General features: G+C 73.6%; 1 protein-coding gene. It reads right to left on the reverse strand.

Going from position 1 to position 22,190, the window contains the following annotated elements; all coding sequences use genetic code 11:
• Positions 1–101: 101 nt before the first annotated feature.
• Complete coding sequence (locus ACWDD9_RS20015) at positions 102–22,190, reverse strand: amino acid adenylation domain-containing protein (RefSeq protein WP_449812185.1); 22,089 nt, start codon at positions 22,188–22,190, stop codon at positions 102–104.

Raw genomic sequence — 22,190 nt, forward strand, 5'->3', positions numbered from 1 at the left:
CCGGTCTCTCCCCGCGGGCCCGGGGAACCGTGGCCGCGGTTGCCCGGGCCCACGGTTCCCCGGCACTCGGGTCCCCGGCCCACGGTTCCCCGGCACGCCGCTCAGGAGAGCCGGCGCATCCTCTCGGCGAGGATCGGCCCGATCACCCGCAGCGCCTCCGGGCCGGCCATCGCGGCGTGGCCGCAGTCGACCGTGCGGTGGTCGAGCGGCCCGTCGATGTACGGGGCCCACATCTCCGGGGTGACCAGGTCGGACGGGTCCTTCCGGGTGGCCGCGAACACGACGGCCTCCGTCGCCACCGGCGTGTGCCGGTGGGCGGGGGTGATCCGGAGGTCGTTGGCCATGACCCGCAGGACGTCGGCGATCCGGTCCTCGGTGAAGTCGGCCACGGCCGCGTGGTGCTCACGGGCCAGCTCCGTGAACCGCGCGTGCGTGAGCGGTTCCCCGTCGCCGACGGGCACCCCGAACGCCGTCAGCAGCGTCCGGTACACCATGGACGTGTCGAGGGTCGCCTCCTCGGCGAGTTCCTCGGCGGTCCTGGGCCGCGCGGGCTGCGCGTCGAGGAGGACCAGGAACGGGACGTCGAACCCGCGCTCCCGCAGCCGGGCCGCCATGGCGTGGGCGACCACCCCGCCGAACGACCAGCCCAGCAACGGGAAGGGGCCCTCGGGACGCAGCCGGAGGAGCTCGGCGATGTAGTCGTCGGCGATCTCCTCAACGCTGCCCGGGAGGTCGTCCGGCTCGGACAGTCCGCGGGCCTGGATGCCGTAGACGGGCACCTCCGCGGGCAGGTGCCGCAGCAGTCCGGCGTACGACCAGCTCAGGCCGCCGCCCGGGTGGACGCAGAACAGCGGCACGCCCTCGGCGCGGGGCCGCAGGGGCAGGACGACACCGAAGGCGTCGGCCGAGCCGTCGTGGTCCGCGTCGAGGCGGCGGGCGAGCCCGGCCACGTCGGAGGTCTCGAACAGGGCGCGCAGCGGCAGCTCCACGCCCAGCACGTCCCGGACACGGTCGATCAGCCGGGTGGCGAGCAGGGAGTGGCCGCCCAGGTCGAAGAACCCGTCGTCCACGCCGACCCGCTCCACCCCGAGGACCTCGGCGAACAGCCCGGCCAGCACCGCCTCCTGGGGGGAGGCGGGCCCGCGGCCGGCGGCGCCCCGGTCCGGGGCCGGAAGGGCTCGGCGGTCGAGCTTGCCGTTCGGGGTCAGCGGCAGGGCGGGCAGGGTGAGCACAACCGACGGCACCATGTACTCGGGCAGCCGCAGGCGCAGGGCGTCCCGGAGGTCGCGGCGTTCGGCGAGGTGCGGCGCGTCGGCCGGCTCGTCGGGCACCACGTAGGCGACCAGCCGCTGGTCTCCCGGCCGGTCCTCCCGCACCACCGCCACGGCGTGCGCCACGCCGGGCTGTTCCCGGAGCAGGACCTCGATCTCGCCCGGTTCGATCCGGAAGCCCCGGATCTTGACCTGCTGGTCGGCCCGGCCGGCGAACTCCAGCAGGCCGTCCCGGTTCCGGCGCACCAGGTCGCCGGTGCGGTACATGCGGGTGCCGGCCGGACCGTACGGGTCCGCCACGAAGCGCTGGGCGGTCAGCCCCGGCTGCCCCAGGTACCCGCGCGCCACGCCGGCGCCGGCGATGTACAGCTCGCCCACCACGCCGGGCGGCACCAGGCCGAGGCGCTCGTCGAGGACGTGCACCCGCGTGTTGGCGATCGGCGTTCCGATGGGCGTGCGCTCCGGTGCCGCCCCGGGGGCGATGCCGGCCGCCGTGGACCAGATGGTGGTCTCGGTCGGTCCGTACAGGTTGACGACCTCGGCGGCGCGGGCGGCGAGGGTCCGCGCGAGGTCGGGCGGGAGCGCCTCGCCGCCCACCAGGACCCGGAGCCCGTCGAGGCACCCGGGCTGCTCCTCGGCGAGGGCCCGCCACAGCGTGGGGGTCGCCTGCATGACGGTGGCTCCGGTGGCCCGGAGCAGACCGGCGAGCGCGGCGGGCGTGCGGGCCGTGTCACGGTCGGCGAGCACCAGCGTGGCGCCGCTGGTCAGCGGCAGGCAGAGCTCCAGCACGGAGATGTCGAACCCGACGGTCGTCACACCCAGCCAGCGGTCCCCGGTGGTCAGCGGGAAGCGCGCGGCCATGTCGGCGAGGAAGTTCGACAGCGCCCCGTGCTCCACGACCACGCCCTTGGGCGCGCCCGTGGATCCGGAGGTGTAGAGGACGTACGCCGGGTCCGCGGCACCGGCGACCGGCGCCGGGTCGGTGTCCGGGCACAGCGCCAGGGCGGCCGCGGTGCCGGGGGCGTCGGTGACGACCGTCGCCGAGGAGGGGCGCTGCGCGAGGGCGCCCGCTCCGGCGCCCGTGGCGACGGCGTCGCTGGTGAGCAGGAGGGCGGGAGCGGCCTCGGTGAGGATGTGCGCCACCCGGGCGCTCGGGAACTCCGGGTCGACCGGCAGGTAGGCCGCACCCGTCTTGAGGACGCCGAGGAGCGCGGCCACCAGGTCCGCCGACCGCTCGTACATCAGCGCCACCGTGTCGCCCGGTCGGATGCCCCGGGCGAGCAGCCAGTGGGCGATCCGGTTGGCCCGGGCGTTGAGCTGGGCGTAGCTGAGCCGCGCGGCCCCGGCGACCAGGGCCTCGGCCTCGGGCGTCCGGGCCGCCTGCGCGGCGAACAGCTCCGGCACGGTCGTCGCCGGCACGTCCCGGCCGGTGTCGTTCCAGCCCGACAGCAGCTGGTGCCGCTCCTCGGGGGTGAGGATGTCGACCTGAGCCACCGGCAGCTCCGGCCGCGCGGCCAGCCCCTCCAGCAGCCGCACCCACCGGCCCAGGAACCCCTCGACGGTGGACCGGTCGAACAGATCGGTCGCGAACTCCGCGACCCCGCGCACCCCGCCACCCGGCTCCTCGACCAGGCTGAGGGTGAGGTCGACCCGGGACACACCCGTGCCCACCGGCTCCTCCGCCACCTCCAGGCCCGGCAGCTCGAAGCGGGCCTGCTCGGTGTTCTGCAACGCCAGCATCACCTGGAACAACGGATGCCGCGCCGCCGACCGCCGGGGATTCAACTCCTCCACCAGGTACTCGAACGGCACATCCTGATGCGCGAACGCGCCCAGACCGGCCTCACGCACCCGGCCGACCAGCTCGGCGAACGACGGATCACCCGACACGTCCGTCCGCAGCACCAGCGTGTTCACGAAGAACCCGACCAGGTCGTCCAGGGACCCGTCGGAGCGACCAGCCACCGGAGAACCGATGGGGACGTCCTCCCCCGCACCCAGGCGGGACAGCAACACGGCGAGACCCGCCTGCAACACCATGAACAACGTCGCGTTCGACGACCGCGCGAGCTCGCCCAGTGCGCGGTGCAGGTCCGGGCCCAGCTCGAACGACGCCGTCCCTCCCGCGTACGAGGCCACCGCCGGCCGAGCACGGTCGGCCGGCAGGCTCACCTCCTCCGGAAGTTCCGCCAACTGGCCGCGCCAGTAGGCGATCTGGCCGTCGCGCACCTCGTCCAGGACCTCGCGCTGCCACAGCGTGTAGTCCGCGTACTGCACTGGCAGCGGCTCCCACCCGGGCGCCGCACCCTCCAACCGGGCCGTGTACGCCTCCGCCAGATCACGCGCCAGCGGCGCCAACGACCAACCGTCGCCCGCGATGTGGTGCAGCACGACGAGCAGGACGTGCTCCGACGGGCCCGAGGCGAACAACCACGCCCGGAGCGGGATCTCCGCCGCCAGGTCGAAGGCGTACCGGGCGGCCTCGGCCATCGCGTCGCGCAGTCCGTCGGCGTCGACCTCCACCGTCACCAGCGGGACCGGCGCCTCGGCCAGCACCCGCTGGCACGGCTCGCCGTCCACCTCCGCGAACACCGTCCGCAGCGACTCGTGCCGGCCCACCACGTCGTCCAACGCGGCCGCCAGCGCACCCCGGTCCAACGCGCCCGACAACCGCAGCCCCAAGGGCATGTTGTACGTCGCCGACGGACCCTCCAGCCGGTGCAGGAACCACAGCCGCTGCTGAGCGAACGACAGCGGCAACCGCTCCGGCCGCACCCCCGCCGCCAACTCCGGGCGCACCACACCACCGGAAGACAACCGCTCCGCCAGCCCGGCCACCGTCGACGACTCGAACACCGCACGCAACGGCAGCTCCACACCCAGCACCGACCGCACACGACTCACCAGCCGTGCCGCCATCAACGAGTGACCGCCCAGACCGAAGAACCCGTCGTCGATCCCGACCCGGTCGACCCCCAGCACCTCCGCGAACAGACCGCAGAGGATCTCCTCCTGCGGCGAGCGCGTCGTCCGCACCGCCCGCGGCGCGTGGTCGGGGTCGGGGTCGGGCAGGGCGGCCCGGTCGAGCGCACCGTCCGCCGTCAGCGGGAGGGCGGGGACGGGCATGACCACCGCGGGCAGCCGGTGGTCCGGCAGCCGGTGCTTCAGGTCCTCGTGCAGGCGCGACACGGAGAACTGGTTCATGACGAGCGGCACCACATAGGCCACCGACCGCGTCGCCTCGCCGTCCACCACCACGGCGGCCTCGGCGACGCCGGGCAGTGTCCGCAGGACGGCTTCGATCTCCAGGGCGGCGGCCAACGGGTCGGCGGGGCCGACGAGTTCCAGGTGCCCGTCGTCGGTCCGGCGGCGGGCCAGGTCACCCGTGCGGTACATCCGCGCGTCCGGCGTACCGAACGGGTCCGGCACCCAGCGCTCCGGGTCGCTGCCGGCCAGGTCGCTCTCCGCGCCCCTGGCGTACAGCTCGCCCACGACACCCCGCGGCACGAGTCGAAGGTTCCGGTCCAGGACGTAGTCCAGCCGCGACAGTTCGCGGTGTTCGTCGGGGGTGAGGATGTCGGCCTGGCCGACCGGCAGCTCCGGCCGCGCGGTCAACGCCTCCAGCAGGCGCACCCACCTGTCGAGGAACCCCTCGACGGTGGACCGGTCGAAGAGGTCCGTCGCGAACTCGGCGACGCCCCGCATGCCGCCGCCGGGCTCCTCGGCGAGGCTGAGCGTGAGGTCGACCCGGGACACGCCCGTGCCCACCGGCTCCTCCGCCACCTCCAGGCCGGGCAGTTCGAACCGGGCCTGCTCGGTGTTCTGCAAGGCCAGCATCACCTGGAACAACGGGTGCCGAGCCGCCGACCGCCGGGGATTCAACTCCTCCACCAGGTACTCGAACGGCACATCCTGATGCGCCAACGCACCCAGACCGGCCTCACGCACCCGACCGACCAGCTCGGCGAACGACGGATCACCCGACACATCCGTCCGCAGCACCAACGTGTTCACGAAGAACCCGACGAGATCGTCCAGCGCCTCGTCCGAACGCCCCGCGACGGGAGAACCGATGGGGACGTCCTCCCCCGCACCCAGGCGGGACAGCAACACCGCCAAGGCCGCCTGGAGCACCATGAACACCGTGGCGCCATGGGCACGCGCCACCTCGCCGACGGCACGGTGCAGAGCCGGATCGAGGACGAAGGACGTCATGTCACCGGCGTACGAGGCCACGGCCGGCCGGGCCCGGTCGGCAGGCGGGCTCACCTCCTCGGGAAGATCCGCCAACTGACCACTCCAGTAGGCGATCTGGCCGTCGAGAACGTCGTCCAGGACCTCGCGCTGCCACAGCGTGTAGTCCGCGTACTGCACCGGCAGCGGCTCCCACCCCGGCGCCGCACCCTCCAGCCGGGCCGCATAGGCCTCGGCCAGGTCACGCGCCAGCGGCGCCATGGACCACCCGTCACCCGCGATGTGGTGCAGCACCACGAGCAGGACGCGCTCCGACGGACCGGTGCTGAACAGCCAGGAACGGATGGGCAGTTCAGTCGAAAGGTCGAAGGCGTACCGCGCGGCCTCATCCAACTCCCGGCGCAGAACTTCCGGTTCGACCTCGGACACCTCGAACGGCACCCGCACTCCGGCCAGCACCCGCTGGCACGGCTCGCCGTCCACCTCCGCGAACACCGTCCGCAGCGACTCGTGCCGGCCCACCACGTCATCCAACGCGGCCGCCAACGCACCCCGGTCCAACGCGCCCGACAACCGCATCGCCAACGGCATGTTGTACGTCGCCGACGGACCCTCCAACCGGTGCAGGAACCACAACCGCTGCTGCGCGAACGACAACGGCAACCGCTCCGGCCGCACCCCCGCCACCAACTCCGGCCGCACCGCACCACCGGCACCCAACCGCTCGACCAGCCCGGCCACCGTCGGCGCCTCGAACACCGCACGCAACGGCAGCTCCACGCCCAGCACCGAGCGCACACGACTCACCAGCCGCGTCGCCAGCAGCGAATGCCCGCCCAGGTCGAAGAAATCGTCGTCGATCCCGGCCCGGTCGACCCCCAGCACCTCCGCGAACACCTCGCACAGCGCCGCCTCACGCGCCGAACGGGGCCCCCGGCCACCCTCCGACACCGACCCGCCGAAGTCGGGCACCGGCAACGCGGCCCGGTCCACCTTCCCGCTCGGGGTCAGGGGAAGCCGGTCCAGGGGGACGACGGCCGCCGGGACCATGTGGTCCGGCAAGGCGGCCCGCAGGTGTTCCCGGAGCTGCCGGGTGTCGATCCCGGCGCCCTCCTCCGGCACCGCGTAGGCCACCAGGGTGTTCTCCCGAGCGACGACCAGGACCTGGCGAACCGCCGGATGGGTGGAGAGAGCCGCCTCGATCTCGGCCGGCTCGATCCGGAAGCCCCGGATCTTGACCTGCTGGTCGGCCCGGCCGAGGAACTGGAGGACGCCGTCGGCCGTCCAGCGGGCCAGGTCTCCCGTGCGGTACATGCGGTCGCCGGGTGCGCCGAAGGGGTTCGCCACGAACCGCTCGGCCGTCACTCCCGGCCGCCGCAGGTAGCCGTCGGCCAACTGGACTCCGGCGATGTACAACTCGCCGGGGGCGCCGGGAGCCACCGGTCGCAGCGCCGCGTCGAGCACGTACAGGCGGGTGTTCCAGACCGGCCGGCCGATGGGTACGACCCCGGGGTCGGCGACGCTGTGCCAGGAGGTGACGTCCACCGCGGCCTCGGTCGGGCCGTAGAGGTTGTGCAGTTCCGCCTGGGGCAGCGTGTCGTGGAACCGCGCGGCCAGGTCCGCCGGGAGCGCCTCCCCGCTGCACATCACCCGGGTCAGGCCGGTGCAGCGGGCGGTGGACTCGTCGGCGAGGAACGCTTCCAGCATGGACGGCACGAAGTGGACGGTGGTGACGGCCTCCGTCTGGATCAGCCGGCTCAGGTACGCCGGGTCCCGGTGGCCTCCGGGTTCCGCGACCACGAGCGTGGCGCCGGTGACGAGCGGCCAGAAGAACTCCCAGACGGAGACGTCGAAGCTCGACGGGGTCTTCTGGAGCACCCGGTCGTCGGGGCCGAGCCCGTACTCGTCCTGCATCCACAGGAGCCGGTTGACGATGGCCCGCTGCGGGACGACAACGCCCTTGGGGCGCCCGGTGGAACCCGAGGTGTAGATCACGTAGGCGGGCAGGCCGGGGTGCTGGGCGACGGCCGGCCCGGTGGCGTCACCGCCGTCCCCGTCGAGCAGCCCGCTGATCAGGTCGAGGTCGTCGACCACGTACACGGGCTCCGCGTCACGGCACATGAACGCGGTGCGCTCCGCCGGGTAGTCCAGGTCCAGCGGCAGGTACGCGGCACCGGCCTTGTGCGTGGCCAGGAGCACGGCGACCAGTTCGACCGACCTGGGCAGTGCCACGGCCACCGTGTCGCCCGGTCGGACGCCCTGGGCGAGGAGCCAGTGGGCGATCCGGTTGGCCCGGGCGTTCAGCTGGGCGTAGGTGAGCCTTTCGGCCCCGGCGACCAGGGCCGTGGCCTCGGGCGTCCGGGCCGCCTGTGCGGCGAACAGCTCCGGCACGGTCGTCGCCGGCACGTCCCGGCCGGTGTCGTTCCAGCCCGACAGCAGCTGTCGCCGCTCCTCGGGCGTGAGGATGTCGACCTGGCCGACCGGCAGTTCCGGCCGCGCGGCCAACCCCTGCAACAGGCGCACCCACCGGTCGAGGAACAGCTCGACGGTGGAGCGGTCGAAGAGGTCCGTCGCGAACTCGGCGATTCCCCGCATCCCGCCGCCGGGCTCCTCGGCGAGGCTGAGCGTCAGGTCCATCCGGGACACGCCCGTGCCCACCGGTTCCTCCGCCACCTCCAGGCCCGGCAGTTCGAACCGGGCCTGCTCGGTGTTCTGCAAGGCCAGCATCACCTGGAACAACGGATGCCGAGCCGCCGACCTGCGGGGGTTCAACTCCTCCACCAGGTACTCGAACGGCACATCCTGGTGCGCCAGGGCACCCAGACCGGCCTCGCGCACCCGGCCCACCAGCTCGGCGAACGACGGATCACCCGACACGTCCGTCCGCAGCACCAGCGTGTTCACGAAGAACCCGACCAGGTCGTCCAGCGCCTCGTCCGAACGCCCCGCCACCGGCGAACCGATGGGAACGTCCTCCCCCGCACCCAGACGGGACAGCAACACGGCCAAGGCCGCCTGCAACACCATGAACAACGTCGCGTTCGACGACCGCGCGAACTCGCCCAGTGCACGGTGCAGGTCCGGATCGAGGGCGAAGGTGGTCACGTCACCCGTGTACGAGGCGACTGCCGGCCGCACGCGGTCGGCGGCCAGGCTCACCTCCTGCGGGAGCTCCGCCAACTGGCCGCGCCAGTACGCGATCTGGCCGTCGCGCACCTCGTCCAGGACCTCGCGCTGCCACAGCGTGTAGTCCGCGTACTGCACCGGCAGCGGCTCCCACCCCGGCGCCGCACCCTCCAGCCGGGCCGTGTACGCCTCCGCCAGATCACGCGCCAACGGCGCCATGGACCAGCCGTCGCCCGCGATGTGGTGCAGCACGATGAGCAGGACGTGTTCGGACGGTCCGGTACTGAACAGCCAGGAACGGATGGGCAGTTCAGTCGAAAGGTCGAAGGCGTACCGCGCGGCCTCGTCCAACTCCCGGCGCAAGACTGCCGGTTCGACCTCGCACACCTCGAACGCCGCCCGGACCCCGGTCAACACCCGCTGGCACGGCTCGCCGTCCACCTCCGCGAACACCGTCCGCAGCGACTCGTGCCGGCCCACCACGTCATCCAACGCGGCCGCCAACGCACCCCGATCCAGCACACCGGACAGCCGCATGGACAACGGCATGTTGTACGTCGCCGACGGACCCTCCAACCGGTGCAGGAACCACAACCGCTGCTGCGCGAACGACAACGGCAACCGCTCCGGCCGCACCCCCGCCACCAGCTCCGGCCGCGCCACAGCACCCGAAGCCAGCCGCTCGACCAGCCCGGCCACCGTCGGCGACTCGAACACCGCACGCAACGGCAGCTCCGCAGCCAACCGTTCACGGACACGGCTCATCAACCGCATCACCAGCAGCGAATGCCCGCCCAGGTCGAAGAAGTCGTCGTCGATCCCGACCCGTTCGACTCCCAGCACCTCCGCGAACACCTCGCACAGCGCCGCCTCACGCGCCGAACGGGGCCCCCGGCCGCCCTCCGACACCAGGGCGCCGAAGTCGGGCGCCGGCAACGCGGCCCGGTCCACCTTCCCGTTCGGCGTCAGGGGTATGGCGGGGACGGCCGTGATCAGGGAGGGGACCATGTACTCCGGGAGCCGCCCGCGCAGTTCCCCGGCGATCGCGGACGGGTCGAACCCGGTGCCGGGCTCGGTCACCACGTAGGCGACCAGACGGACATCGCCCTCCCGGACGGTGTGGACGACGACGGTGGCGTGCGCCACTCCGGCGCAGCGCCGCAGCCCCGACTCGATCTCGCCCGGCTCGATCCGGAAGCCCCGGATCTTGACCTGGTGGTCGGCCCGGCCGGCGAACTCCAGCAGGCCGTCCCGGTTCCAGCGGGCGAGGTCGCCCGTGCGGTACATGCGGGTGCCCGCCGGGCCGTACGGGTCCGCCACGAAGCGCTGGGCGCTCAGCCCCGGCTGCCCCAGGTACCCGCGCGCCATACCGGCGCCGGCGACGTACAGCTCGCCCACCACGCCGGGCGGCACCAGGCCGAGGCGCTCGTCGAGGACGTACACCTGCTTGCCGGTGACCGGCCGGCCGATCGGCAGGGACGGCTCGGGGTCGTGGCCGGGCGCCATCGCGTGCAGGGTGGCGAAGGTGGTGGTCTCACCCGGTCCGTAGCCGTTGACCACGGTGAGGTCCGGGCAGGCCGCCATGACGCGCCGCACCGGGCCCTGCGGGACGACCTCGCCTCCAGTGAAGACCTGGCTCATGGACGCGAAGCAGTCGGGGTGGTCCTCGGCCATCGCCTTGAACAGTCCCGCGGTGATCCACATGGAGGTGATGCCGTGGTCGCGGACGATGTCGCGCAGATGCGGTCCGTCGAGCGGCACGTCGGGGGCGATGACGACCCGGCCGCCGAGCAGGAGGGGCATCCACAGCTCGAACGGCAGGGCGTCCCAGGCGGTCGGCGAGTGGAGGAGCACCCGTGCGGGGTACCCGCCGACCACGGGGTCGTCGGCCAGGGACGTGATGTCGGCGTGGGTGAGCCCGATGCCCTTCGGGGTGCCGGTGGATCCGGACGTGTAGATGACGCAGGCCAGCTGGTCGGGTTCGGGGGACGCTCCGCGGTCGCCGGCGGGCGGGGTGGACGGGGCGGACGGGGACGTGGACGGGACGTGTGCGGCGTCGTCCTGGACGAGCAGCACCTGGTCCCCGGGCACGAAGGCCGGGACGCGGGTCGGCGAGTCGGTCAGCAGCAGGTTGACGTCGTTGTCCGCCCACATCCTGCGGACCTGGCTCTCCGGGTAGCGCGCGTCGAGCGACAGGTACATTCCGCCGGCCTTGACCACGGCCAGCACCGCGACCACGAAGCCGATCGACCGCGGCATGGCGATGGCCACCAGGCGTTCCGCGCCGACACCACGGCCGATCAGCTCGTGGGCGAGGCGGTCGGCCCGCTCGTCGAGCTGGGCGTACGTGAGCCGGGTGCCGTCGGCGACGACCGCGACGGCGTCGGGGACCCGCTCGACCTGCGCCCGGAACGCCGTGACCAGGCTGCGCGCGGGCAGGTCCGTGTCGTTCCGGCCCGGCAGCAGCTGCCGGCGCTCCTCGGGCGTGAGGATGTCGACCTGGGCCACCGGCAGTTCCGGCCGCGCGGTCAGCCCCTCCAGCAGCCGCACCCACCGGTCGAGCAGCACCTCGACGGTGGACCGGTCGAAGAGATCCGTCGCGAACTCGGCGACCCCGCGCATCCCGCCGTCAGGGTCCTCGGCGAGGCTGAGGGTGAGGTCGACCCGGGACACGCCCGTGCCCACCGGCTCCGCCACCACCTCCAGGCCGGGCAGTTCGAACCGCGCCTGCTCGGTGTTCTGCAAGGCCAGCATCACCTGGAACAGCGGATGCCGAGCCGCCGACCGCCGGGGGTTCAACTCCTCCACCAGGTACTCGAACGGCACGTCCTGGTGCGCCAGGGCGCCCAGACCGGCCTCGCGCACCCGACCGACCAGCTCGGCGAACGAGGGATCACCCGACACATCCGTCCGCAACACCAGCGTGTTCACGAAGAACCCGACGAGGTCGTCCAGCGCCTCGTCCGAACGCCCCGCCACCGGCGAACCGATGGGAACGTCCTCCCCCGCCCCCAGACGGGACAACAGCACGGCCAACGCCGCCTGCAACACCATGAACACCGTGGCGTCATGGGCCCGCGCCACCTCGCCGACGGCACGGTACAGAGCCGGACTCAGCCCGAACGACGCCGTCTCCCCCGCGTACGAGGCCACCGCCGGCCGAGCCCGGTCGGCGGGCGGGCTCACCTCCTCCGGCAGACCAGCCAACTGGCCGTGCCAATAGGCGAGTTCATCCTCCCGTACACCGTCCAGCAGCTCGCGCTGCCACAGCGTGTAGTCCGCGTACTGCACCGGCAGCGGCTCCCACCCCGGCGCCGCACCCTCCAGCCGGGCCGCATAGGCCTCGGCCAGATCACGCGCCAACGGCGCCATGGACCACCCGTCGCCCGCGATGTGGTGCAGCACCACGAGCAGGACGTGCTCCGACGGGCCGGTGCTGAACAGCCATGACCGGATGGGCACTTCGGCCGCCAGGTCGAAGGCGTACCGCGCCGCGCCCGCCAACACCGCGTCCAGACCGCCGGGTTCGACCTCGCACACCTCGAACGGCACCCGCACGCCGGCCAGCACCCGCTGGTACGACGCGCCGTCCACCTCCGCGAACACCGTCCGCAGCGACTCGTGCCGGCCCACCACGTCGTCCAGCGCGGCGGCCAACGCACCCCGGTCCAGCACACCCGACAACCGCAAGGCCAACGGCATGTTGTACGTCGCCGACGGACCCTCCAGCCGGTGCAGGAACCACAACCGCTGCTGCGCGAACGACAGCGGCAACCGCTCCGGCCGTTCCCCCGCCACCAGCTCCGGGCGCACCGCACCGCCGGAGGACAACCGCTCGACCAGCCCGGCCACCGTCGGAGTCTCGAACACCGCACGCAACGGCAGTTCCACGCCCAGCACCGAGCGCACCCGGCTCACCAGCCGCGTCGCCAGCAGCGAATGCCCGCCCAGGTCGAAGAAGTCGTCGTCGATCCCGGCCCGGTCGACTCCCAGCACCTCCGCGAACAGGCCGCAGAGGATCTCCTCCCGCGGTGTACGGGGCCCGCGCGCCGACCGCGACGCGTAGTCGGGAGCCGGGAGGGCCCGCCGGTCGAGCTTGCCGCTGGAGGTGAGCGGCAGCGCGTCGAGGGCGATGACGGCGGACGGCACCATGTACTCGGGCAGCCGTTGCCGCAGGGCGTCCCGCAGCCCAGCCAGGACGCGTCCGGTCGTCCGGGAGCCCAGGGGGTTGTTCACCAGGGCCGACAGGGGCTTGTCCTGGGTGTACGCCGGTCGGTGCACGTCCGTGTAGACGGCGTCCGCGCGCCCGCCGGGAACGAGTACGGCGTCGAGGGCGTCCGGCGCGCCGGGCGCCCAGGTGGTCAGCACCTGGCAGCCGTGCCGCTCGCCCCACTCGTGCAGGGCCTCCGGGTCGACGGCCCCGGGTGCGGTCCCGTCGGCCCGCCCCGTGCTCAGCCGGGCGCGGAGCCGCTGCGGCGACGCCTCGTGCGCGAGTTCCTCCGCCGCCGCGACCTCTCCGGTCAGCCGGCTGTTGACGAGGCCGGTGACCCGGACCGGCCCGGCCCCGGAGGTGAGGGCGTCCAGGCCCGCCAGGTCCTGGAGGCTCGTGAGATCGCGGCCCCAGACGAGTTCCGGCACGTTCGCGAGGGACTCGGCCCGGGCGGTCCCGTCCGCCTTGTGCAGGACGACCTCGTAGCGGTGCCTGGTCAGCTCGTTGTGGTGGGCGCCGCGCTTGAGCCGGATGTCGACGCCGGCCACCGCCTCGGGGTGGCGCCGCGCCCAGACGGTGAAGAAGTCCGGGTCGATGACCAGTTCCTTCTCCATGATCACCGCGTGTTCCACGGCCGCCCTGAGCTGCTCGCCGGTGCTGTCCTCCGCCGCGTGGCCGAGGTGGATCCCGGTCTGGAAGGCGCGCAGCGAGCCGCGGTGGCGGACGTCGCCCACGACGATGCGCCCGCCGGGGGCGAGCCGGCCGAGCGCGCCGTCCAGGACCCGGGCCAGGTAGTCGGCGTCGGGGAAGTACTGGATGATCGAGTTGAGGACGACGGTGTCGAAGTACTCGGCCGGGATGTCGTCCACGACGTCGGCGGGCCGGCACAGCAGCCGTACCCGGTCGGCGAGTCCGGCGGTCTCGCACTGGGCGGTGAGGCGTTCGATCACGGGCGCGGAGAAGTCCGTCGCCCAGTAGGTCTCGGCCCGGGGGGCCAGCGGGCCGAAGAGCAGGCCGGAGCCCACGCCGATCTCCAGGACGCGCCGGGGCGGGCGTTCCGTGATGCGCCGCACCGCGGCGTCGCGCCAGTCGCGCATCTCGTCGAGCGGGATCGGCTCACCGGTGTAGGAGCTGTTCCAGCCGGTGAAGTCCTGGCCGAACCCGGGTGTCTCCGTCCCGGCGCCGCCGTAGACGTCGTCGTAGATCTCGCGCCACTCGTCCACCTGGTCGTCCTCGGCGCCCTCGCCCTCGGGCACGATGTACGCGACGAGCCGCGGGTCGCCCTCGCGGTCCTCGCGGACCACCACCACGGCCTGGGCGACACCGGACTGCTCGCGCAGGACGGCCTCGATCTCGCCGGGTTCGATCCGGAAGCCGCGGACCTTGACCTGCTGGTCGGCCCGGCCCAGGTACTCGAGTTGCCCCTGTGCCGTCCAGCGCACGACGTCGCCCGTGCGGTACATGCGGGTGCCGGCCGGGCCGAACGGATCGGCCACGAAGCGCTGGGCGCTGAGCCCGGGCCGGTCGAGGTAGCCGCGGGCCAGGCCCGCGCCCGCCAGGTACAGCTCGCCGGGGACGCCCGGCGGCACCGGCCGCAGGCGTTCGTCCAGGACCCGGACCCGGGTGTTGTCGACGGGGCGTCCGATCGGTACGTCACCGCCGGTGAGCGGCTCGCTGATGGCCGCGACGACCGTGGACTCGGTCGGGCCGTAGGCGTTGACCATGCGGCGTCCCGGCGACCAGGTCCGCACCAGGTCGGCGCCGCACGCCTCGGCTCCCACGATCAGGGTGCGGAACCCGGTGAGCGCCTCGGCGGATCCGGCCGGCAGGGTGCCGAGCACGGACGGCGGGATGAGCGCGTGGGTGATCCGGCGGTCGGCCAGGACGTCGGCCAGTTCGGCGCCGACGAGGCGGTCCCGGCCGCCCAGGACGAGGGCGGCGCCGGCCGCGAAGGCCATGGTCAGTTCGAGGACGGCCGCGTCGAAGCCGGGCGACGAAAGCTGGAGCACCCGGGAGTCGGGGGTGACCGCGCACTGTCGCAGCAGGGTGCTCGCCAGGCTCCCGAGGCCCTGGTGGGTGACGACGACGCCCTTGGGCACGCCGGTGGAGCCGGAGGTGTGGATGACGTAGGCCGGGTGGCCGGGGTGCGGCGGTGCGGCGGGCTCCGGGTCGTGGTCGGGGCAGCCGGCCAGGGCGGCGGCCGTCCCTGGGTCGTCGGTGGCCACGGTCTCGGTGCCGTCGTGCAGGGTGCCGACCGTGTCGGCGAGCGCCCGGGTGGTCAGGATCAGCTCCGGGGCGGCGTCGGCCAGGATGTGGCCGACCCGCTCGGCGAGGTACTCGGGGTCGAGGGGGACGTAGGCGGCGCCCGCCTTGAGGACACCGAGGACGGCCGCGATCTGCTCGGGCGAGCGCTCGTAGAGGACGGCCACGTGCTGCTCGGCGCCGATGCCTCGGGCGCGCAGCCAGTGGGCGATCCGGTTGGCGCGGGCGTCCAGTTCCCGGTAGGTCAGTTCGACGTCCTCGCAGACCAGGGCCGTCGCGTCAGGGGTGCGGGCGGCCTGGGCGGCGAACAGCGCCGGCAGGCTCGACCCGGTGGTGTCGCGGGTGGGGCCGGTGTTCCACCCGGTGATCCGCGCGTGCTCCCGCGGGGTGAGGATGTCCGCCGCGCCGATGGGGGCCGCGGGGTCGTGGAGCAGGGCGCGCATGAACGCGGTCCACCGGTGGATCAGGGCGTCGACGGTGGAGGCGTCGAAGAGCTCCGTGGCGTACTCGACGTACGCGTCGATGCCGGCGGGTTCGCCGTTCGCGCCGTGGCTCTCCGTCAGGCTGAAGAAGAGGTCGAAGCGGGAGGTCCCGGTGCCGACGAGTTCCGGGCGGACGTCGAGTCCGGGCATGCGGAACCGGGCCTGCTCGTTGTTCTGCAGGGTCAGGGCCACCTGGAACAGCGGGTGGTGGGCGGTCGAACGGTGCGGGTTGATCTCCTCCACCAGGGACTCGAAGGGGACGTCCTGGTGGGCGTAGGCGGCGAGGCTGGTCTCCCGTACCCGGGTGACGAGTTCGGCGAACGACGGGTCGCCCGAGGTGTCCGTGCGCAGGACCAGCATGTTGACGAAGAAGCCCACCAGCCGGTCGAGCGCCTCGTCGGTCCGGCCGGCGATGCCGCTGCCGAGCGGGATGTCGGTGCCGGCGCCGAGCCGGGTCAGCAGGGCGGCGAGAGCGGCTTGCAGGACCATGAAGACGGTGGCGTCGTGGGCGCGGGCCAGTTCGCTCAGCGCGCGGTGCAGGTCCGGGTCGAGCGCGAAGGGGGTCACGTCTCCGGCGTACGAGGCCACGGCGGGCCGCGCCCGGTCGGCGGGGGCGCTCACCTCCGTCGGGAGGTCGGCCAACTCCTGTCGCCAGTAGTCCACTTGGCGACCGAAGAGGCTGTCGGGGTCGTCCGGCCCACCCAGGAGGTCGCGCTGCCAGAGGGTGTAGTCCGCGTACTGCACCGGCAGCGACTCCCACCCCGGCGCCGCACCCTCCAGCCGGGCCGCGTAGGCCTCGGCCAGGTCGCGGGCCAGCGGCACCATGGACCACCCGTCGCCCGCGATGTGGTGCAGCACGACGAGCAGGACGTGTTCGGTCGGGCCGGTACTGAACAGCCAGGACCGGATGGGCACTTCGGTCGCCAGGTCGAAGGCGTACCGGGCGGCCTCGTCCAACTCCTCGCGCAGGTCGGCGGTTTCGAGCCGCCGCGTCTCCAACGGCACCTCGAACTCGGCCAGCACCCGCTGGCACGGCTCGCCGTCCACCTCCTCGAACACCGTCCGCAGCGACTCGTGCCGGCCCACCACGTCGTTCAGCGCGGCCGCCAGCGCCGCCGGGTCCGGCTCCCCCGACATCCACAGCGCGAGCGGCACGTTGTACGTCGCCGACGGGCCCTCCAACTTGTGCTGGAACCAGAGGCGTTGCTGCGCGAAGGAGAGGGGAAGGACGTCCGGTCGGGAGACGGGCGCGAGGCGGGTGCGCCGCTCCCCGGTTCCGTGACCGAGACGGAGTGCCAGGGCGCCCGGGCTCGGGTGCTCGAACAGCTCGCCGGGCTGGATCTCGGCGTCGAGGACACCGCGGACGCGGCTGATCAGGCGGGTGGCGAGCAGGGACTGGCCGCCGATGTCGAAGAAGCTGTCGCCGGGTGCCACCCGGGTGAGGCCGAGCAGTTCGGCGAAGAGCCCGCAGAGGACCGCCTCCCGGGCGTGCGGCTCGTCGGCGCCGAGGATCTCGACGGGGGCGAGGTGGGCCGGCAGGCGGTCGCGGAGCTCCTGGAGCACCTTCGGGGACGGGCCGGGCAGGACGTAGGCCACGAGCCTGGTCTCGGCCCGGGCCGTCGTCCGCTCCTGTTCCTGTTCCTGCTCCTGCTCCTGCTCCTGCTCCTGCTCCGCGGGATCTTCAGCCCGCACCAGGACGGGGATCGCGTGGGAGACCTCGGGGTGTTCGAGCAGCTGGTCGCGCAGTCGGTCGAGCAGACGGCGGCCCCGCTCGTCCTCCCGGCCGCCGGACAGCAGGCCGGCCAGGGAGAACGACTCGGCACCGGTGGCCGCGATCCGGCGCGGGCGGCGTACCAGTCGGCGCAGGACGGAGGGCACCGGCCCGGTGGAGCGCTCGCGCAGGCCGACGGAGTCCAGGCGGACGGGAGCCATCACGGGTCGGCGGGCGCGGATCGCGAGGTCGAGGAGGGCGAGGGCCCGCGGCGTGGGCAGCGGCAGGACGCCGGAGCGCCGGATGCGGCCGAGGTCGCCCTCGTCGAGGCCGGCGGTCATGCCGGACTCCTGCTCCCACAAGCCCCACGCGAGCGAGAGGCCCGGCAGCCCCCGGGCCGACCGCTCCTGCGCCAGCGCGTCCAGGAACGTGTTCGCCGCCGCGTAGTTCGCCTGACCGGCACCGCCGATCAGGCCCGACACCGAGGAGTACACGACGAACGCTGCCAGCCCGGGGCACCGCTCCCGTGTCACCTCGTGCAACGCCCACGCGCCGTCCACCTTCGACCGCAGCACCTCCCCAAGCGCCTCCGCACCCAGCGACACCAGCACCCCGTCGCGCAGCACACCCGCCAGGTGGAACACGCCCGTCAGCGGCCGCTGGGCCACCACCTCGTCGACCAGCACCCCCAACGCCACCCGGTCGGCCGCGTCACACGCCCGCACCTCCACAGTGCGCGCGCCCAACTCCAACAGCTCGTCCCGCAGTGTCGCCGCCCCGGGCGCCTCCACGCCCCGACGGCCCACCAGCACCAGGTGCCGCACCCCGCACGCCACCACCAGATGACGCGCCAGCAACGCCCCCAACACCCCCGTACCGCCCACCAGCAGCACCGCCCCCTCCGGGTCCAACGGCACCGGGGCCCGGAGCTCGGCCGGTGCCGTCCGGGTGAGTCGGGGGGCGAGCAGGGTGCCGTCGCGCAGGGCGAGTTGCGGCTCGCCGGTCGCGAGGGCCGCGGCCAGGACGCCGCGGTCCGGGTCGGTGTCGACGTCCAGGAGGACGAAGCGGTCCGGGTGTTCGGTCTGGGCGGAGCGCAGCAGACCCCACAGGACCGAGGCCGGCAGCGCGCTCACGCCCTCGTCGGGGGCGGTGGCGACGGCCCCGCGGGTGAGGACGACGAGGCGTGAGCGGGCCAACCGCCCCTCGGCCAGCCAGTCCTGCAGCACCTCCAGTACGCGCTGGGCGACGGCGCGGGCCGCGCCGGGCACGTCCCGCCCGTCGCCCTCCGCGTCCAGGCAGGGGAGGATCACCGTGCCGGGCACCTCGGCGGCCCGGGCCAGGGCGGCCGGGTCGGGGTACGCCACGGCACCGGGGAGAGCGAGCCCGTCGGCGGAGCCGAGCACGCCCAAGGAGTCCTCGGCGGAGGGCCGGACGGCGTGGCCGCCGAGTGCGGTCCAGTCCAGGTGGAACAGGTCGTCGTGGACCTCGGACTCGACCTCGGCCGTGTCCTCGGTGTTCTGACTTATCGTCACTTCGGCGATGCTCAGCACCGGTTCGCCCATCGCGTCCACCGCCGACACCCGCGCGGTGCCGGCTCCCGTGGGCGTCAGCGACACGTGCAGCGCGGTGGCCCCGGTGGCGTACAGCTCGACGCCGGACCAGGTGCGGGGCGCACCGGTTCCGGCGAACGGTCGCAGTGCGGCGGCCAGCAGCACCGGGTGCACGCCGTACCCCACGGGGTCGGTGTGGGACGGGAGTTCCACATCCGCCCGGAGGACCTCGTGGTCCGGGCCCGTGGCGGCCGGCGCCGGCCCGGCGTCGACCGGGGTCTCGGTCAGTTCCCCGGTGGCGTGCCGGATCCAGGTTCCGGAAGCCCGCGAGAAGACGGCGAGGGAGCAGCGGCCGCGGCCCAGCGCCTCGACCACGACCTGCACGTCGGTCGCGGTCCGTCCGAGGCTCAGGGGCGTCTCGACGGTCAGCCGCTCCAGCCGGTCGCACCCGGCCCGGTCGGCCGCGGCCAGCGCCAGTTCGAGCAGTACGGCGTGCGGAACGTCCGCGGCCCAGGGGTGGGTCGTGGGCGAGAGCCGGCCCGTGAGCACCCAGCCGTTCCCGTCGGGCCGCTCGACCGCCGCGCCCAGCAGCGGGTGCCCCACCGTCTCCAGACCCGCCGAGGCGACGTCCGCGACGGCGGTGTCCTCCTTCAGCCAGTAGGAGCGGCGCTGGAAGGCGTACGTCGGCAGCTCCACCGGCCGCGCCCCGGCGAAGAGCTGGGACCAGTCGACGGGCAGTCCGCCGGTGTGGAGGCGGGCCGCGTTCGTGAGGATCTGCCGGACGGCCCCGTGGTCACGGCGCAGGGAGCCCACGACGACCCGCTCGCCGCCGAGGGTCTCCTCGATGCCGGCGGTCAGGACGGGGTGCGGGCTGGATTCCACGACGAACCCGTGGCCGCCGTCGGCCGCGGCCTGGACGGCCTCCTGGAACCGGATCGGCCGCCGGAGGTTCTCGTACCAGTAGTCGGCGTCCAGCCGCGTGGTGTCGAGGGCGGTCGCGGTGACGCTGGAGTAGAAGGCGGTGTCGCAGGTCGTGGGGGTGATGCCGGCCAGCTCCGCCAGGAGCTGCTCACGCAGCGGCTCGACGCTCGCGGAGTGGGAGGCGTAGTCGACGTCGATGCGGCGGCTCACGATCCCGCCCGCCTCGCAGCGGGCCGTGACCTGGTCGAGGGCCTCGGAGCCGCCCGAGACCACGGTCGACGAGGGGCCGTTGACCGCGGCGATCTCGGCATGGCCGTCGATGGTGGCCAGCAGTGCGCGCACGTCCTCGACCGGGGCGGCGACGGAGACCATGCCGCCGGTGCCCGCCAGGCGTAGCAGGGCCCGGCTGCGGATGGCGACGATCTTGGCCGAGTCGTCCAGGGACAGCGCTCCCGCGACATGGGCGGCGGCGATCTCGCCCTGGGAGTGGCCCACCACCGCGTCGGGGCGCACGCCCAGGGAGCGCCAGACCGCGGCCAGTCCGATCATCACGGCCCAGAGGGCCGGCTGGACGACGTCGACCCGGTGCAGCGGGGGTGCGCCGTCACGGCCGTTCAGCACGTCGAGCAGGGACCAGTCGACGTACGGGGTCAGGGCCTGGTCGCAGGCGCGGAGCTGTTCCTCGAACGCCGGTGACCCGGCGAGCAGTTCCCGTGCCATGCCGGCCCACTGGGAGCCCTGGCCGGGGAAGACGAAGACGGTGCCGCGCCGACCGTCGGGGGGCGTGGTGGGGGGCGTGACGGTGACGTTGTCCGCCGTGCCGCCCTCGGCCAGGACGCGCAGTCCCGCGAGCAGTTCTTCACGGTCGGCACCCGTCACGACGGCGCGCTGCTCGAACAGTGAGCGCTGCGCGACCAGCGACCAGCCGGCATCGCTCGCTCCGACCTCCGGGTGCTCCGTCAGGTGCTCCGCCAGCCGGCCCGCCTGCGCCCGCAACGCCTCCACCGACCGGCCGGACACCACCCACGGCACCACATCATCAACAGGGCCATCGGGAGAGGTAGTTGACTCCTCGGTGACCCCTTCCACGATCACATGCGCGTTCGTCCCACTGATCCCGAACGACGACACACCCGCCCGCCGCGGCCGACCCACCTCAGGCCACTCCCGCGCCTCGCTCAGCAGCTCCACCCCGCCCGAGGACCAGTCCACATGCGACGACGGCACCTCCGCGTGCAACGTCCGCGGCAACACCCCGTGCCGCATCGCCAGCACCATCTTCATCACACCCGCCACACCCGCGGCGGCCTGCGTATGACCGATGTTCGACTTCACCGACCCCAGCCACAAGGGCACTTCGCGCCCCGCCCCGTACGCGGACAGCAAGGCCTGCGCCTCGATCGGGTCCCCCAACCGCGTGCCCGTCCCGTGCGCCTCCACCGCGTCGACGTCACCCGCCGACAACCCGGCGTCCTCCAAGGCCCCGCGCACCACCCGCACCTGCGCCCGACCACTCGGCGCCGTCAACCCGTTCGACGCACCGTCCTGGTTCACCGCCGAACCCCGCACCACCCCCAACACCCGATGCCCAGCCCGCCGCGCGTCCGACAACCGCTCCAAAACCAGCACGCCACAGCCCTCGCCGAACCCCGTCCCGTCGGCCTCCTCGCCGAAGGCCCGGCACCGGCCGTCCGGGGAAAGACCGCCCTGTTTGCCGAGTTCGACGAGCGTGGACGGGCCCGCCATGACGGTGACACCGCCGGCCAGCGCCATCGCGCACTCGCCCCGCCGCAGCGACTGCACCGCCAGGTGCAGCGCCACCAGCGACGACGAGCACGCCGTGTCCACCGACACGGCCGGGCCCTCCAGCCCCAGCACATAGGCCACCCGGCCGGACGCGACACTGGCCGTGTTCCCCGTACCGGCGTAGCCCTCGGCCTCGGCGGGGACGGAGGACAGCCGGGAGACGTACTCCCCGGAGATCAGCCCGGTGAAGACACCGGTCGCACTGCCCTTCAGGGTGTCGGGACGGATCCCCGCCCGCTCCAGCGCCTCCCAGGACACCTCCAGCAGCAGCCGCTGCTGCGGGTCCATCGCCTCGGCCTCGAGCGGCGAGACGCCGAAGAACCCCGCGTCGAACAGGTCCGCGTCGTGCAGGAATCCGCCGCTCCGGGTGGGGATCGAGCCGGGTCCCCGCGCGTCCTGGTCCCGGGCCGGGGCGCCGGAGCCGTCCAGGTTCCATCCCCGTCCCTCGGGGAAGCCGGAGATCGCGTCGCGCCCCTCCGACAGCAGCTGCCACAGGTCCTCCGGCGAGCTCACCCCGCCCGGGTAGCGGCACCCCATGCCCACGATCGCGATGGGTTCGTGGGCCTTCTCCTCCAGTTCCCTGGCCTGCTGTCGTGCCTCGCGCAGGTCCGCCGTGGCGCGCTTGAGGTAGTCGCGGAGCTTGGCTTCGTTGGACAT

It is taken from the genome of Kitasatospora sp. NPDC001119 (assembly GCF_053598475.1).

Bases quoted from the DNA above. Each gene is read 5' to 3' on its own strand.
- ACWDD9_RS20015 (WP_449812185.1), bottom strand. From the start codon at position 22,190: ATGTCCAACGAAGCCAAGCTCCGCGACTACCTCAAGCGCGCCACGGCG.